This window comes from Tardiphaga sp. 866_E4_N1_4, assembly GCF_052076075.1.
GTDB classification, from domain to species: Bacteria; Pseudomonadota; Alphaproteobacteria; order Rhizobiales; family Xanthobacteraceae; genus Tardiphaga; species Tardiphaga robiniae.
The window spans coordinates 3976279-3991945 of record NZ_CP197242.1 but is presented as its reverse complement, the minus strand read 5'-3'; the positions used below and the strand labels follow the sequence as shown (position 1 = coordinate 3991945).

The 15667-nt window shown below is 54.6% G+C and carries 10 protein-coding genes; 5 read left to right on the top strand and 5 right to left on the bottom strand.

Features of this window, described 5'->3' with window-relative positions; genetic code table 11:
* The first annotated feature begins 64 nt into the window (after window positions 1-64).
* Together AB8B20_RS19290 and AB8B20_RS19285 are read left to right on the top strand one after the other, a co-directional pair.
* Window positions 65-1417: a hypothetical protein gene (locus tag AB8B20_RS19290; RefSeq protein ID WP_439074273.1), complete on the top strand. Its 1353-nt coding sequence runs from the start codon at window positions 65-67 to the stop codon at window positions 1415-1417.
* Window positions 1418-1447: 30 nt separating this feature from the next.
* The gene (locus AB8B20_RS19285) at window positions 1448-4366 is read left to right on the top strand and encodes a hypothetical protein (protein ID WP_439074274.1); all 2919 of its coding nucleotides are present in this window, start codon (window positions 1448-1450) and stop codon (window positions 4364-4366) included.
* 190 nt (window positions 4367-4556) lie between these two features.
* On the opposite strand, the gene AB8B20_RS19280 is transcribed toward AB8B20_RS19285, so the two are convergent.
* The gene (locus AB8B20_RS19280; RefSeq protein ID WP_439074275.1) at window positions 4557-5210 is read right to left on the bottom strand and encodes a PepSY domain-containing protein; all 654 of its coding nucleotides are present in this window, start codon (window positions 5208-5210) and stop codon (window positions 4557-4559) included.
* Window positions 5211-6427: 1217 nt separating this feature from the next.
* Here AB8B20_RS19280 and AB8B20_RS19275 point away from each other — a divergent pair.
* On the top strand, window positions 6428-6865 hold the full coding sequence (locus tag AB8B20_RS19275; RefSeq protein WP_439074276.1) for a cupin domain-containing protein: 438 nt from the start codon (window positions 6428-6430) through the stop codon (window positions 6863-6865).
* Window positions 6866-6905: 40 nt separating this feature from the next.
* On the opposite strand, the gene AB8B20_RS19270 is transcribed toward AB8B20_RS19275, so the two are convergent.
* On the bottom strand, window positions 6906-8129 hold the full coding sequence (locus AB8B20_RS19270; RefSeq protein ID WP_439074277.1) for an ABC transporter substrate-binding protein: 1224 nt from the start codon (window positions 8127-8129) through the stop codon (window positions 6906-6908).
* A 190-nt stretch (window positions 8130-8319) separates the two neighbouring features.
* Here AB8B20_RS19270 and AB8B20_RS19265 point away from each other — a divergent pair, with 190 nt between their 5' ends.
* Window positions 8320-11295, top strand: coding sequence for a winged helix-turn-helix domain-containing protein (locus tag AB8B20_RS19265; protein ID WP_439074278.1), 2976 nt, complete (start codon window positions 8320-8322; stop codon window positions 11293-11295).
* Between the two features lie 75 nt (window positions 11296-11370).
* Window positions 11371-12210 carry a formate/nitrite transporter family protein gene (locus tag AB8B20_RS19260; RefSeq protein ID WP_439074279.1) on the top strand — a complete coding sequence of 280 codons (840 nt, stop codon included), beginning with the start codon at window positions 11371-11373 and terminating at the stop codon, window positions 12208-12210.
* Window positions 12211-12240: 30 nt separating this feature from the next.
* Here the strand turns inward: AB8B20_RS19260 and AB8B20_RS19255 are convergent, their stop codons facing one another.
* The 3 genes from AB8B20_RS19255 to AB8B20_RS19245 form a co-directional block, all read right to left on the bottom strand.
* Window positions 12241-12738 (bottom strand): hypothetical protein, encoded by a 498-nt coding sequence (locus AB8B20_RS19255; RefSeq protein WP_439074280.1) that lies wholly within the window; start codon window positions 12736-12738, stop codon window positions 12241-12243.
* Window positions 12739-12755: 17 nt separating this feature from the next.
* Window positions 12756-14279, bottom strand: a complete 1524-nt coding sequence (locus tag AB8B20_RS19250; RefSeq protein ID WP_439074281.1) for a mechanosensitive ion channel domain-containing protein — start codon at window positions 14277-14279, stop codon at window positions 12756-12758.
* 128 nt (window positions 14280-14407) lie between these two features.
* Complete coding sequence (locus tag AB8B20_RS19245; RefSeq protein WP_439074282.1) at window positions 14408-15652, bottom strand: oxalate decarboxylase family bicupin; 1245 nt, start codon at window positions 15650-15652, stop codon at window positions 14408-14410.
* Window positions 15653-15667 lie beyond the last annotated feature (15 nt).

Sequence of the window (15667 nt, the reverse complement as noted above, 5' to 3'; positions counted from 1 at the left end):
TTGCGCATAGACACTAGTGAACTAGCGTCGGCTGGCCAAAACGGGATTATAACGGAGATCAATCGTGAGTGAGCAGCAGATCAAATTCAGGTATCTCGGCACGAACTTCAGGAAGATAATCGGAGCGGCGTTGCCGGGGGGCACTTTCTTCAAAGGCGCGACCGTTATCGAATATGTAACAAAGGGGGGCGTTACGATCCGCGCGTATAGCGATCGCACAATCGTAATTCGAGGACAGGACTCGCACAGTGAAAGGGCGGCGGAGCAATTAGTTGCAGAGTTGAGTATTGGTGAAATTCAATTGTTGCCTGAGGATCATCCGCTGCCCACCGATTTCAAGGTGATCGATGCATCCCCATCGCAACCGGCTAAAATCGTGGTCAAGACGTTGAGACGTTGTGCGTCAACTGCACCCGATTTTCGTGCAATGCTTAAATTGATTTGTGAGGTGATGATCCCAGAGCTTTCGGGCGATTGCCAAGACTTTATACGGCAGAGCGGCATTGACTTCATGGATCTCGAATATCACCTCACCGGGCATTGCCGTGGCGAGGTGTATCGTGGAATTAGTATCAATTCGGCACTCGCCAAAGGACTATTCATTCTGGTTGAGGTCGGCTTGATGCGCCAGAAAGCGGATTACTATGAGCCGAGCGTGCCAAGCTGCGTAAGGCTTGAGACATTGCAGATGGCGATCCGCAATTGTCGCGCGCAACTCGCCGCCAACGGAAGTGTGCCGCTGGCCGCGCTGCAATCGGACAAGGCAGGAGAGTGGTGCCGGCTCCTGTGGAGGGCGACATCGCATGGCAGCGCGCCGGTTGCTGGGACGCGGTCGCAGGATGAGCGCGGCGAAGTTAACCGCCTGATCGCCGGTGAATACAACGGCGCTTGCTATATGTTGATTGAGGGGCCACCGACCGGATCGGCTCGCCCATTCGCCGGGTTCCTGAATGCCGCTGCGGATGCTGATCTCGCATTTTTTGCAATGCTTGATGAAGATGCAGACGTCCAGACTGCTCTTGGATCGATTCAAGCAGCTCAGTACATCTCATTCCAGATTTCTGCGCTGGAAGTGATGGATTTGGTGCGTTCCCGCGGGGGCGCTGTTGTAATCAATGTCTTCCGCAGCACCATTATGCATGATTTGGCCGTGATGGCTCTCCTCGGTTTCCTGAAGTGGAATGGCGAAAGGTATCAAATTAATATACCGCAGAACTTGACAATGGACGACATCAGGGCTGCGACGCTTCGGTATGCAGCAACGGAAGATGAAGGTTATTACCTTCACCCAGAGGTTGTTATTAACCTCATGACGGCCGCGGATGTCGAGCGACAACTGAAGCAGATCGAGGGAAGTATTGAGGTGGAGTGTCGATGCTCCGAAGAGCTTGAAGTGTCGGCAGAAGCCGCAGAGTAACGGTTGGGCCCAGAATGCGTGCTTAATCGTATGTTCGATTTTAAGTCCATCCGTCTTTCAAAATTAGCACGTAACCAGCTCGAAGCATGCCAGCGAACTGCATCCCGCGCGACCGGTGGAAGTCGTGCGACCGTCACCAATGAGAAGTTGATCGCGCTGCAGTTGGATGCCCAGCGCGGCTACTATCTGCCGCTGGCGGATAGTATTCTTGTCGCAAAGAAGCTGACCGATAACATCAACAGCCGGGTTCCTGCCGTCATTCCCGCAAACGGCGCTGACATACAATTCTTTACGAACGCTCTAGTGCTACCGACGCCGAATACGCCTCTCGAAGACGTTCTGGATGCTAGGCACCGGCTAACAAATCCTGGACATCAAGTGATTACCTTGGAGTTCGATCCACAAAACCTGGATCAGTTTGAGGAAATGCTGAGTTGGATTCGTCGCGGCGGACCATTTGGAAGGTTTGACAAGCTCCTCCGTCGAAGCAGCGAATACCGCGGTTACTCCGTCGTTTACAGCGGCGGTCGATCGCTGCACATCCACCTTCTGTTCGACACCAAACACATTCGTGCAGCGCCCTATGATGCGCTTTGGCATGAACGACTTGAGAAGACACTGGAGCATTCGGCGGTCATGGAAGCGGTGCATCACCGGCTATGGGACCACTGCGCGGTCCTTTTTGAGTCAGCCGTTCGGCCATCGTTCCCAGTTGATCGGGCTCTGCGTAGTCCGACGCAGTGGCGACGTTTCGGATTCGGTTGGCGCAAGCATGAAGAGGTATCGAAAGTTCTTGGGATTCCCGCTGGCTCGGTCGTCCCTCAATTGGTCCTTCGGGAAGACATTCTGAGTCGTGCTCCTCGTGGAAGCACGGGCTGGCTCGTTGCGCCAGAGTTTTCGGTCAGCGCCATTCCGAGAAGGGCACCCAAATCCAAACTATCGAGTGCGAGCCTCTCGACATCAATTGAGGGGCAGCTTCTTGAAGAACTGTGTGAGGCATGCCGCGAGGAATTCGGAGAGTTTCCGAGGCCAGAAAAGATCGCAAATGTTGGTGGAGAATGGTCGATTTATTTTAAGAACGGCGATGCTGATCGAAATCCGTCGAGCGTGGTGCGTGGTGCGAACAGGCGGATACTGCTGCAAGGTGTCCAGTCATTCGGGGTTGATTTCTATTTGCCCGGCGGTCTCTCGGCACAGGAGACGGTCGAAGATCTTTTGCTTAGACACCGTCTGGCGTCTGGCAGTGACCGGCCCTTCTCCGACGGGTCACCGCCAGTCCCACCAACGCGATGGAAAGGGAAGCTGCCGGCCGAGAATGGGCTGCTCCCCGATGAGATGGCAGCACAGATCCAGCGCCAGATGCGCAGGACCAGCAACGGGAGCGAACTGGTATGTCAAAAGATCAATGTTCGCCGAAGTCTCCGTCATGGCGTGCAATTAGCCCGGCACTTTATCCCGAGTCGTGATGTGTCCCGGCGCTACGGTGATTCTCTCCTCATCTCAGTTGAAGGTGCAGGCAAGACGACCGGCCACTTCGACATTCTTGCAAACGAAGCTCTCGATGAGGCGATGGATCGAAAAGATGACGTTCAGGCATTTCCAGTGTTCGCATTTCGGAGCATCGCACAGGCCGAAGAGAAGCGTGCGGAATATCTGCGGCGGGCCGGAGGACACGGGCGCGGTGCGTTTGTTCTCAGGTCATTCTGGAACCATTACGAGGATGCATGTCGGACTGTTCGGGCCCAGCCCATTCAAAAACATCATTTTGCAGATGGCTCACCTCATGGAGTGATGGCGCAGATTCTAACGGACCAACCTGATGTCTTCTCGGAATTAGAGCGTGTCCGAAAGTCAATGTGGTCGGAGGCGCAGTTTAATGGTGGTTCAACCGTCATCATGACAACCCACTCGATGTTGCAGAGCTGGCCGAATTCTCATCTCACTCGGGTCTGGCATCATGCGGACTTCGATCCGCTCAATCGAAACCAAGACTGCGAAGGCTTGAGGTCCCAGTTCAAATTCCTTCGGATCGTTCATGACGAGCTGGAGATTGACGAAATCGTGGATGTTCTTCCCGAAAAACTCTTCGACCACTTGCGCGACGTGCATGCACAGTATCCCAACTGGCGCAATCTTCCTCGTCGTGAACGGTATCAGATCTTCCAGAATAGGGAGAAGTTCGATAGGTGCCCATCAACCTTCGATGAGTACAATGCCGCAATGTATATCGACCTCGATAAACTCGAAGAAGTGAAGGTTGATTTCGATAAGATCCCGTTTGGTGTCGAGCACACGGCAGGAGCAATCTATAAGAAAGCCCACGGTGATCGGTATTACCTCGGAGTCCGATCGTGGCTGTTCAAGGATCAGGCTCAGATCAGCTTTCTCACGACTGAGCGGCTCGTCGGTACTGTGCTGCAGGCTGTTTACGAGAAGAGCGACCGATATCTCTTCCGCCAGGATTTAGATGATGTCCCGGGAATGTACCCGATCAAGGTCCCGCTGATGCTGGATAGTGGCGCATCAGCTCGAGAAATCGAAGGACTGGCCAAACGTTTGGTTCGGGAAAATACAAATGCGGTGGTGATCGCCAATCGTGTTGGTGGGATCGAGCGGTGCTATTCATTCCAGGCCGCCAAAGGCGCCAATGACATGCAGTCGAATGACATCGTGGTCATTCTGACGATGCTCAATCCTGCTGAATACGCGAAACTCAATGTGCTCGGGCAGTGGCTCGGCTTGGATGACGTAATCCTTCAGCACTATACCGCACTGATTAACCAGGCTGTCGGCCGCAATACCGGCTTCCGTCAGCAAGAGGGCACGTCAGTAACGGTGATCGCATCCCCGCGCATGTGGAGTGGGGTCCTGAAGAAGCTCGGACCGCAGCATGGATGCCGGGTTGATCTGCAACCTCAACCGAAAGCCAAACCCAAGAAAGCGGCATAGCGGCGCACTACGAGGTCCCCCCGTTAACAGCGCTCCTAATAAGATATAAGGACTTCCTGTTAACAGGAGGAGAGGTGTCTGTACTGCAATGCGCCGTCGCAGATCGTTTCAAGGCGCCTTATGTTCCACGATTTACAATAGACGACAAAAACTGTGCTGAACGGCTTTGAAGCAAACGCTTGTCCTCGGCTCAGCGATTTTTCCTGCCTTCAATCGGATCGATTGATATCAGCCTCAGTCCATCATCGCCAACCACGACGATCAGGAAAAGGAACCTTCCGTCTTCGATGCTTAGTCCCGCACTGACTGCCTTGCCCTTCCCGTAGCTCTCGGCGATAGGAACAGACTCAGAAAGGCCTATCGCGGATCTGTGAAAGCTTGCGAGTTCCGCTTTGTCGTCGCGACTTAGCTTCGAGACGTGTATCGGGCGTTGCTGACGAAGAATTTCCCCAGTTACTGCATCGACCGTTGCCTGCCGCATATGATTTCGGTGAAGGGATTTCACGACGTAGCCTGGCTGCTGTGCGCTCGCATCGAAGCCGATATCCACCACCTTTGCTCCACTGGAGCGGGCCTCGATAATTCTGATGGCGTCGGCTACGGATAATTTAGCTTTTTTAAAAGCTTGGACTTCTTCGCCAATTTCGATCCTGCCAGGCGCTGTGGCGGTCCGAGCAGCTGAAGGGTCGGCCATTTCGCTAGATGCAAGCGCATTGGAAGGAATGAATGTATGCGCCGGAAAAAGCGCTATCAAAAAGACAACTATGGCCCCCTTTGTAATGCGAGGGAATAACATCCGCTTCATCTGACCTGCGCCTCGAGTTCGGATGCGGTTCGGCGCCATGTGGCGCTCCGCGGTCTGAACATGGGCCGTTGATTACGATAACATCGCCAGGGAAGCTATCGGCCGGATTTCTCGTTTCCATAATTGCACGAAAACTCTTCCCACGATTCTGCTTTATACACATCCATTCTGTTGGACGAATTGCTATGCTTGTCGAGAGCAAGGGTCGCTCGACCCTCCTCGAGATGCCGCGCTAAAATGAAATAAGTTGGGAGCACAGAGCGGCCCGCTATCACGCGTCTCGAAGAGAGCTTCCCAATGCCTGGGAGCGGAAACCGGCCGGCCGGCCTCGCTCTCGCAAATGAACGGGAAGGTATTTAGGAGGTTCAGCGCGCTTCGTTCGATTAATTTCCAAAACTGACGTTCATCGTTCGAATACAGAATATCACGTTCGACATGGAATAACCGGTCACAATGGAATGATCTATTTGCAACGACCTGTGTGCTCTTAGCTCCCACTCCTCGACCGAAGAGTTCGGCGATTGGAAGCGCGAACCTGCGAACTGAATGGAGAATGTATGCGGAGAGCCCAAACTGGCAGCGTCATTCTTTGCAGCGCAATATTTCTGTTAGTTATCGACACATCCGAACTGCTGATCTCTCGCTGTCAAGCCTTCGCGTCTGAAGCTCAGCAGATGTGCATGGAGGATGCATTCCGCCTCTGCAGCTCTGCTATTCCGAACATTCCTGAAATTACCGCTTGTATGCGCAAACACAGGACGGAATTGAGTGCGGGTTGTCTGGAAGTGATGGATAACGACAGGCGTACTACCTCAACAGGAAGGACAGCCAGTGACAGAGATGGTGTGGCCCGCCGGTAGGAATGAGAAGAAAATGGCTCGGCGAATCAATCAATGATCACTTCGCGTCATTCGATTTCGAAATTCATACAAGGGAGGAAGGTCTAGAACATTCTTCGGAGCTGCGGCATAACGTTTCACATGAAGCCGTCAAAATCGTTGCGGAAGCAAGCCGAGAAAGCTGAGGCGCTCGCACGCCGCTCAGTTAACGGTGAGCATGCGGAGCAAATGCGAAATCTCGCGGCAGCATTTCGAGCGCAGGCGAATGCATTGAAAACCTCGGGGAAGTACGCGAAGGGCAGGATTAAGAAATAGGTACTAACCTCGATGAGCGTTTCATCGTGTTTTGGGTGCTGCCTTGCGCCGCCTCTGCCTGCGAGATAGCCATGAAGACAAAGAAACCAAGGGAGAAAGCCCATGAAGAGCTATGCCATTCTCGCTGTCGCGCTATTTGGCGTGGCCGTCTCACCGACGATTGTTAATGCCGAGGGCGGCTTTATCGAACCAGACGCGGTCAAATGGCGAGCCTTTCCACTAGCCGATGGCGTTCAGGTGTCCGCTCTGTATGGCGGCGCTGATAAAGAAGGCATCTACACTCTACGCGTCAAGATGGCAGACGGTGCTCAACTGAAGATCCATACACATCCCGACACGCGGATGATTACCGTTTTGTCCGGAAAACTCTATGCAGGCCGTGGTACTAAAGTCGACGGCGCCAATGAGACGCTCGTAGGTCAGAACGCTTTTTTTGTCGTACCGGCCGGGTCACCGCATTACGTACGTGCGGGAGCAGGCGAAGTCATTTATCAGGAAAACGGGTTCGGTCCTTCCCCAACCAAGCTTCTTTCCGATTAAGGACAACTGTTCTTATTACAGAGATTGGTGAAGCTGACGATCATCTGTTTGCGAGCATCGGACAAGCGCTGCGCTCCAACGATGGAAACGCGTCATCTGCCGCTACCGTAGCCAGAACATTAAACACATCATGGCGACGAGTGCTTTGACCGGGATGCTTCACTTCCGCGAGGTACATATCATGCACCATGAGGTTGTCGGCCCGAAGCCTGCCATTGCGTGCGAACGCATCATCGAGGCGTCTCCCGCGCAAGTCGTTGACGACCTCTTCAGGGGCTTTGGTGCTCTGAGATTGAACAGATCTCATGTAATGCATCGTCGCCGAATACACACCGGCTTGCATCATGCTTGGGGGCTTACCCATTTTAGCAGCGTATCGCCCTGAAAATTCACGTGCACGTTGGTCCATGTCCCAATAGAACCCAATCGTCGCGAGTAGACCCTGAGCGTGCGGAAGGCCGACGCTTACGATATCGTTCACGTCGATAAGAAGGGCGATGAGTTTCTGGTTCCCGCCAAGGAGGCCAAATTCGTGGGCTTGCTTGATGGCGTTCTGCGTATCGTATCCTGCGTTTGCCAACGCGATCGTGTTCGCACCCGACGCCTTGGCCTGCAAAAGATGAGAGCTAAAGTCCATCGTATTGCTCGGGTAAAGGGCGTGTCCGAGGGATCTGCCGCCTTCCTTTATGATGACGTCAGTTACGTCGCGCTCTAATGCGCGACCAAAAGCATAGTCAGCGACGATAAAGAACCAGCGATCACCCGAGCGGCGAAGCATGGCCTTCGCGGCAACGTTAGCTAGTGCGTAGGTCGTATATGTCCACTGAATAAAGTTTGGCGAGCACAATCTTCCGCTCAGATCTGCAGAGCCACCTGAAGACGTAATGAACATCTTGTTGCGGTCGCGGGCAAACGTTTGGACCACCATGCAAACCGAAGAAACGGGCACATCGAGGATGACATCGACGCCATTCTGATCGTACCATTCGCGCGCGATGTTACCGCCAAGGTCTGGCTTGTTCTGGTGATCGGCGAAAACCAATTGCACAGGCCTGCCCAGTGCAGAACCACCACATTCCTCAATGGCCATTTGGGCAGCCAGCACCGAGCCTGCTCCGCTGCTATCTGCAAACGACCCATTCATATCCGTAAGCACGCCGAACTTTAGTGGCGCATCGCCAGACCCGCGAACAATAGCAGGCGAAGAAACCGCACCGCATAGCCCGGTCGCGCCTAAACTAGCCAGAAAAGTGCGGCGCAACATGATATTACATCCGTGGTCTGCCGCCGTTTATCCTACACGTATGACGCGTTTTGTTCTCGAATCTCCACGTCCAATTCGTGCGAATTGAAAAAACGGAACGAAGTATGGACAGGGTCCGTTTGTGTTGCTTTAGCAGATTTGCCCGCTCAGTATTAAGTTGTAAGGGGTTACCTCACTGAATGACAAGGCGTTGCATTCGTCTGCAATCGCTTTGAATCTGTGCGATCAGTTGGTCTATGCAGTGAATGAAAATATGGATCAGAGCGCACGAGTTGCGGCACCGCGAACTCCCCCCAATCTCGCCACGCTGCCAGTCGCGACGTTTGGTCCCTTTCGTCTAGATCTAGCGGCGCGTCGGGTGGAAAAGGACGGACTTCCCGTTCAGATACCCGCTCGCGCCGTCGATATTCTCATTTTACTCGTTGAAAGAGCCGGTACAGTCGTCGGGAAATATGAGCTCATCGACAGAGTTTGGCCGGGCGCGCCCGCCGACGAGGCCCGCCTAAGGGTCTATGTGGCAGCCCTGCGAAAGGCGCTTGGGGACGGGGAAGACGGCTCCAGATATGTGGTTACGGTATCGGGGCAAGGCTACTGCCTTGCCATGGAGATCTCCTATCCGCCCGTGCCGCAGAACCGGCCGAGCGATGTGGGCAATCTCCACAAGTTGCCGGCTCGTCGGGTCAGGATCGTTGGCCGTGACGATTCAGTTCGAGACCTCTCAGATCAACTGATTGACACCCGTTTCGTCACATTGGTTGGCCCAGGCGGCATCGGCAAGACTACAGTTGCCATCGCCACAGGGTATGAACTGCTCGCGGAATTTGCAGGTGCGGTTTACTTTATCGACCTCGGGTCGCTCAGCGATCCCATTCTCGTCCCCAACGTCATTGCGTCGACGCTTGGACTTTTCGGGTTAGCGGCGGACCCAGTCGATGGCCTCGTAGCCTATCTCCGCGGCAAGCGCACATTGCTCATACTTGACTGCTGCGAACATGTAATTGATGCCGCAGCGTTACTGGCGGAACGCATCTGGCGGGAAGTGCCCGATCTATTTGTCCTCGCCACGAGCCGTGAGCCTTTGCGGGTAGAGGGCGAGCACGTTCATCGTTTGCTACCTCTTGAAACTCCACCAGAGCAAGCGTCGTTGACGGCGTCACAGGCACTCGCGTTTCCCGCGGTTCAACTTTTCGTTGAACGCGCAGCAGCCACCGATGGCCGGTTCAGGCTCAATGATGCAAATGCGCATCTTGTTGGCGAAATCTGCTACCGGTTAGATGGAATAGCTCTGGCGATAGAACTGGCGTCCAGCCGTTCGGCGGTCGCCGGCCTACAGGAAACATTTGGGCTCCTCAGTGAGCGTCTCGATTTTCCGGGTGGCAAGGCTCAGCAAGCGACGCCGCGACATCAAACGCTCCGCGCGACTCTCGACTGGAGCTACAAGCTCCTCTCAGAAGAAGAGCGCGTCTGGTTTCGCCGCTTGTCGGCATTCTCCGGCACCTTCACGCTTGAGGCAGCCAATAGAGTTGCAGCTGCCACTGGGGACGGCGAGATGCCTTTCGCCTCGACGTTGGGTGGCCTTGTGGTGAAATCGCTACTGAGTGCCACGTCGGAGCGCGGTTCAATACGCTACCGTCTACTAGACGCGACGCGCACGTATGCTGCTGAGCAGCTCAGTGCCGCAGGGGAGGAAAATACGATCGCACATCGTCATGCGTTGTATTTTACCGAGTTGCTTGAACGGACGAGCAATAGCCTGAATAATGAAGATCATGCACAAAGTTTCACAGCCATTGCTGACCAGATCGGAAACGTACGCGCCGCGCTCGCCTGGTGCTTCAGTGAGAGTGGCAGCGTTGTAACGGGGGTAGCGCTAGCTGCTGCATCAATGCCGATGCTTCTAGAGTTGGCGTTGCTGTCGGAATGTCAGGTGTGGGCTCGGCGCGCGCTGCACCAGCAGATACCGGGTCAGCTTAGCAAACAGCATGATTTGTCTTTGCACGCCGCGCTTGGATTGGCGCTGATGCACACTCAAGGAAATTCCGATGAGGTTTTATCTTGTCTCTCGAAGGCGTTGAGCACTGCGGAGTTGATCAATAGCACCGCGGATCAAGTGCGATTGTTGGAGCGGCTTCACGTGTTTCACCTCAGAAAAGGAAAATACACTGAGGGATTGGGGTACGCGCAGCGCGCTCTAGCTATTGCTATGGATGGCGGTGATACATCGCAAATCGCACACATGCAGATCGCCGTGGGCGCCTCCTTGCATCTAGCAGGGGAGACCGGGTCAGCCCGCTCTAGTGTCGAGTCGGCCCTGGCCCAATTATGGCAAGCTCGATCGGTCAGCCATGATCAATTGAATTTTGATTATCCGAGCCGCGCTCGGCTCACCTTGTCACGTGTGCTTTGGCTGCAAGGATATCCGGATCAATCAGTTCAACTGGCGAAGCAGGCTCTATCTGACGTCGTCGCTGTCGGCCATCCAGCAAAGCTGTCGATGGCCATTGTGTGGGGTTTCACAACCTTCGTGTGGAATCAGGAACCTCAAAGTTGCGAAGAATACATCGATAGACTGCGAGCTGACGCTGATAAGCATATGCTCGGTCCCTACAAGACAATCGGTGACGCAGCAAAGGGCGTCGTGCTGATGGCAAAGGGGGCGCTAGACGAAGGATTCGCGCTGTTGAGATCTGCGATAAGCGACATGCGTCGGCAAAACTTTCGACCGTATGCCGACCTGAATTTGCCGATGGCCGAGGCATTGGCCGGAATCGGCAAATACAAGGAGGCATTGGCGACGATTAATCAAGCGAGCATCGAGGCCTTATGCGTGATGCCCGAGGTCCTTCGAATTAAGGCTGATGTGCTCCTAGCCGCGCCAGATAGTGATGTGGTTGAAGCTGAGCGGTGCCTGGTGGAATCGCTTAAACTGGCGAAGAACCAATCTGCACTGGGCTGGGAGCTCCGCTCTGCCACTAGTTTGGCAAGGCTAAGAATGCGGCAGGGCAAAGTTCAAGAAGCCCGCGATGTGCTGGCGCCAGTTTATGTCAGGATTACTGAAGGCTTCACGACCCGAGGGGTCAAGGCGGCTAGAAGTCTCCTCGATGAACTCGATACGCATCCAAGCGTACAGATCGAACCGCCGTTGCCTTCCTCCGTGCAATACTGAAAGACCGGCTCCACGGCGAAAGAGAGATCCACTTGATGCGTTATGATCGTTCAATCTTATGCTGGAGATCCGATCATGTACGAACCCTCAATCATCCATTTCGCCGAAATTGCGCGAGAGAAGGCGGACGGAGCGCGACAGCGACCGTTTGGCTTCATTGTCGGAGCGATGATGGCGGGGGCATATATTGGGATTGCCATGATCCTCGCACTAAGCGCGGCGGCAATTATGCCCGTATCCGATCGCCCGCTAGTCATGGGAGCCGTCTTTGGAATAGGGCTAATCCTGACCGTTTTTGCTGGGGCCGAGCTGTTCACCGGCTACGTCATGTATACGGGCTTTGGCGTCGCGCGAGGTCAAATAAAGAGTGCTGATGCTTTGCGATTGTTGGCCCTCGTCTGGTGCGGCAATTTAGCGGGTGCACTTATTCTCGTGGCATTGTTCGTCGCAGGCGGCGGGGGCGGAGTCTTTGCAGGGAGCGCGGAGCTGCTTCACAGCTACGTCGCACATAAGGTCGATTCAAGCGCGTTGGCGCTTCTTGCGCGGGGAGCATTGTGCAACTGGCTGGTATGCCTCGCCATTTGGACAGCGGCCCGAGTCGAGGGCGATGCCGCCAAGTGCATTGCGTTGGCGTGGGCACTGGCGGCTTTCGTGACCTCGGGCTTTGAGCACTCAGTGGCCAATATGACGGCACTGAGTCTCGGCTTATTGGTCGATAATCCTACTGTGTCCGTCGGGGGTGCAGTTCGCAACTTGGCGTTGGTGACATTCGGGAATCTGATAGGCGGACTTGGACTGGTTGTCGTGCCTTATCTGATAGCCGCGCGCACCGACATATCATCCGTGGCTGCTCAGCATGACGCTGGACGGCTGCCGACGACCATGCGGTCGCAGACTTCGTTACCGACGAACTAGCAGCGATTGGATGTAATTAGCATACATCCGTCAATGACGAACCATAGAGATCGAGACGTTGCGAATGTCGCCGGCAGATGAAATTGAGATCGACTGACGGTTGCCGTGCGTCGCCAACGAGATATTTGCGGAAAAGCCAGGCGCGTCCGCCGCAACCGTCATGTGCGGGCCGGCTAGACGACCCTGAAGACCGCCACTTATGCCACGGGTTGTCTCGCTCCAAGACCCGGAAATACGCTGCCCGTCACTGACAACGTCGCTGGCAAGTTCAAACTTGTAGCTATCGCTCGCGCAACGCAGACTCTGCCGCAAGCCATGCTGCACGCTGCCCACGATATAGTTCGCACGGCAACGGATCCGCTCGCTAGAGCCATCAGCCAACGAAATCATGCCCGATCCAGACCACGAGCCTGCCATGCCAGAAAAGGAGCCAGAGTTCGATTGCGCGATGGCTGGGTAGGATGGAAGGCCGATCACCAGAATGACGGATAGAGGCGACACAATCGCAATCAGAGCCCTGCTTGTCATTCTTTGATTCCTTCTACCTACGTAGTTGAATAATCATTTTTAGATTGGTTCGGTCTCGGCGCATCTGTTCGAGCTGCCTGAAGCAAATGAGCTTGGAAGAAGTGCTTGATGCGCGGCAGAAAGCCCTCATCTGCTATCGCGGTACTAGAAGTAGTAGGCGCTGTACGCCTCCGGAGACTATCCAATCCATGCCTTAGTGATTTATCGAATGCCCCCGCGAGCTCAGGGTTCTTTTCGAGCAGCGGCGCGATTGCCGTTATCGGAAAATGATAAATCGTGCAGTAAGTTAACGCCGTGGCAGTCGATGAGTGAGCTTCACCGGTGAGAAGACCGAGTTCGCCGACATATTCGCCGGCTCCTATCCGGCCGATAATGCGGACCGGGTTCGGATGCTCGGACACTGAAAATTCCAGAACACCAGTCGCAACAACGTAAAGACTGGCGTCCATATTGCCTTGAACAAAAAGCATTTCGCCCGGCTCAAGTCGTCGAACTTCAAGCCGTTCGGACAGGTATCTCAAATGCTCAGTTGACAGACATTCGAGCAGTATAAGATCTGCTAATAGTTTCTGGCCGAACGCGTACATGTCTGCCATGTCGCCAATTCGTGGATGCTGCGCATCGTCGAGCAGCTCCGCGTAATAAAGCTGACGGCGTATGTTCCTGAGGAGGGCGTCCTTCGTAGGTCCGAGGCGGCTAGTGTTTTCGACAAAGAATGAAACCGTATAATTGTTACGCGTTGCGCCAAGCCTTGACAGGAACGCTGTTGGTTCGGGCTCTCTTAAAATATCAGGACAGAGTAATATCGCCTGGCGTAGCGTCTCGATCACGCGCTCCGGGTTGACTAGGGCGGGCCATCCGAGAAAAATCGAAGCGGCACGACGGTGTCCCGGGAAGCTTCGATTGACGATCTCGGCTTTTGCGATCTGACTGTTTGGAATGATCGCAATATCGTCTCCATCCGTCTGAAGCCGTATGGAGCGCCAGTTCATCTGCGCCACGTGGCCCTCGATCTTGTTATCGATCTGAATCCGATCGCCCACGTCAAATGGCTTTTCGACACTTACAGCCATCCCGGCGAAGACGTCGGCAAGGGTGTTCTGAAGCGCAAGGCCAAGTACGATGGCGAGCACGCCAGAAGTTGCTAGTAGACCTGTGACAGGAAGAGAGAATACTGAATTCAGGATGACAAGTGTCGTACAGATGTAAATGACAGCCCCGAAAAGATCTGAAAATAGTGTTGTATGGCCAGCGCGACCATCGAGGTGAGATCCGACCCGCAATAGCGCGACAATGATTCGCGCGCCCAGAAGCCACCAAGAGCCTCCTATGGCACGCATCCACATTTCAGCATTGCTAAATGAGGAAGAAGGGGGCGGGAAGAAGGGAGAGATACCGTTGTAGAAGAAATATAGGCTAATGGACGCGAAAGTGACCAAGTCGAACGACAACCGTATTCCGTCGGAGAAACGACGGAGGCTGAGGATGCCGATCGCGGTCACTGTCACTAAGGCCGCAGCAGGTATTAGTACTGGGTTCATGTCATGACTTCGTAACGTGAGGCCACCTGCAAGCACTGACGAGATTTGACGCGGGGCGGCACTGCGGCCGCCCGCAAACGAGGGAGACGGCCATACAGCGTTCTCACGCGGGCGCATACGCCGGTGGATCAGGAGCGCGGCATCGTTCCGGGACTGCTGTCCGGCCACTTTGCGATGATGCTCTCATCAATGTTCAGATGCTGTGCGACTAGCTTCGGCGGCGTATGGGTCAACCAATTCGAGAGTGAGACCTCCTGGTACCGCGACGCCCGAAATACGCCGACGAACTGTAGATCGGTGTCGCCGATATTTTCAACGTAATGCCCGAGATTGCGCTTTACATAGCCAATGTCGCCGGCTGAAAAATTAGTTGTCGTTGCGTTAGGTCCGGTGTTGAATACCGTCATACGCGCTTTGCCCTTGATATAATATTGCCATTCATCTGCATTGGGATGCCAATGCATTTCTCGAACTCCACCCGGGCGCACAGTTACCAACGCCGCCGCGACGTTGGTTGCGGCCTTGAAGTTCGCGCTGTCCGCGACCCGAATGCTCCCGCCTGCGTTCTCCTTTGATGCTGCCGAGGCTCCGAGCGTAAAAACGAATGGAACTGGGGGAGCAGCGACGTTTTTGGACATGGCTGTGCGATCAGAAGCAAGATCGCCTGGAACGGTCCCTTGAAAAATCCAAAGATTGTTGAGCGGAATCTTTGCAAATGCTTCTGCTGGGACCGCGAAGTTCTTTGCCAGTACCTCGGGCGGTGTATGGGCGATCCAGTCCGTTAGCAAAAGCGTGTTGAACTCGTTTGCATGGCCATCATCGAAGCAAATGACAAACTCGCAGCCATCGGGGCCCAGACCTTGCAGCGAATGCGGTGCGCCGGGAGGGAAATACCAAAGATCCCCTTCCTTTACGTCGGCAACAAATGGTCGGCCATCGGAGTCGAGCACAGTCACGCGGCAATTCCCGTAGGTCATGATGGCCCACTCCGCAGCCTGGTGCCAATGCAGTTCCCGTATGCCGCCGGCGGTAAGCCGCATGTTGACGCCCGAAATCTCATTAGAGATCGCAAAATCGGCGACAGTGACCTGGCGAGCCCAGCCGCCATTTTGGATGCGCTTAGGCGCAAGGTTAAAAGAAGCCCAATCAAGCGGCTGGCCGCCGACATCAGTGGGCGGTGGCGACTGTATCGATGGGAATTGCTTGGCGAGGTCTGGGTTGTTCGGACCAGGATCGGTCAGATTGCCAGGAGATTTAGCATTCACTGCGCCTTGCGGCGGTGTATCCGGGTTCCCAAAAGTGGCAGCATTTGCGCTCGAACCAGCCATAGCAGCAGCCGCAGTGGCCGTTAGGATCTCTCTCCGGGAGAACATCGTCTCGCTCCTAAT

Coding starts and splice junctions, on each gene's coding strand:
- AB8B20_RS19285 (WP_439074274.1), top strand. CDS start 1,448: ATGTTCGATTTTAAGTCCATCCGTCTTTCAAAATTAGCACGTAACCAG.
- AB8B20_RS19280 (WP_439074275.1), bottom strand. CDS start 5,210: ATGGCGCCGAACCGCATCCGAACTCGAGGCGCAGGTCAGATGAAGCGG.
- AB8B20_RS19275 (WP_439074276.1), top strand. CDS start 6,428: ATGAAGAGCTATGCCATTCTCGCTGTCGCGCTATTTGGCGTGGCCGTC.
- AB8B20_RS19270 (WP_439074277.1), bottom strand. CDS start 8,129: ATGTTGCGCCGCACTTTTCTGGCTAGTTTAGGCGCGACCGGGCTATGC.
- AB8B20_RS19260 (WP_439074279.1), top strand. CDS start 11,371: ATGTACGAACCCTCAATCATCCATTTCGCCGAAATTGCGCGAGAGAAG.
- AB8B20_RS19255 (WP_439074280.1), bottom strand. CDS start 12,738: ATGACAAGCAGGGCTCTGATTGCGATTGTGTCGCCTCTATCCGTCATT.
- AB8B20_RS19250 (WP_439074281.1), bottom strand. CDS start 14,279: ATGAACCCAGTACTAATACCTGCTGCGGCCTTAGTGACAGTGACCGCG.
- AB8B20_RS19245 (WP_439074282.1), bottom strand. CDS start 15,652: ATGTTCTCCCGGAGAGAGATCCTAACGGCCACTGCGGCTGCTGCTATG.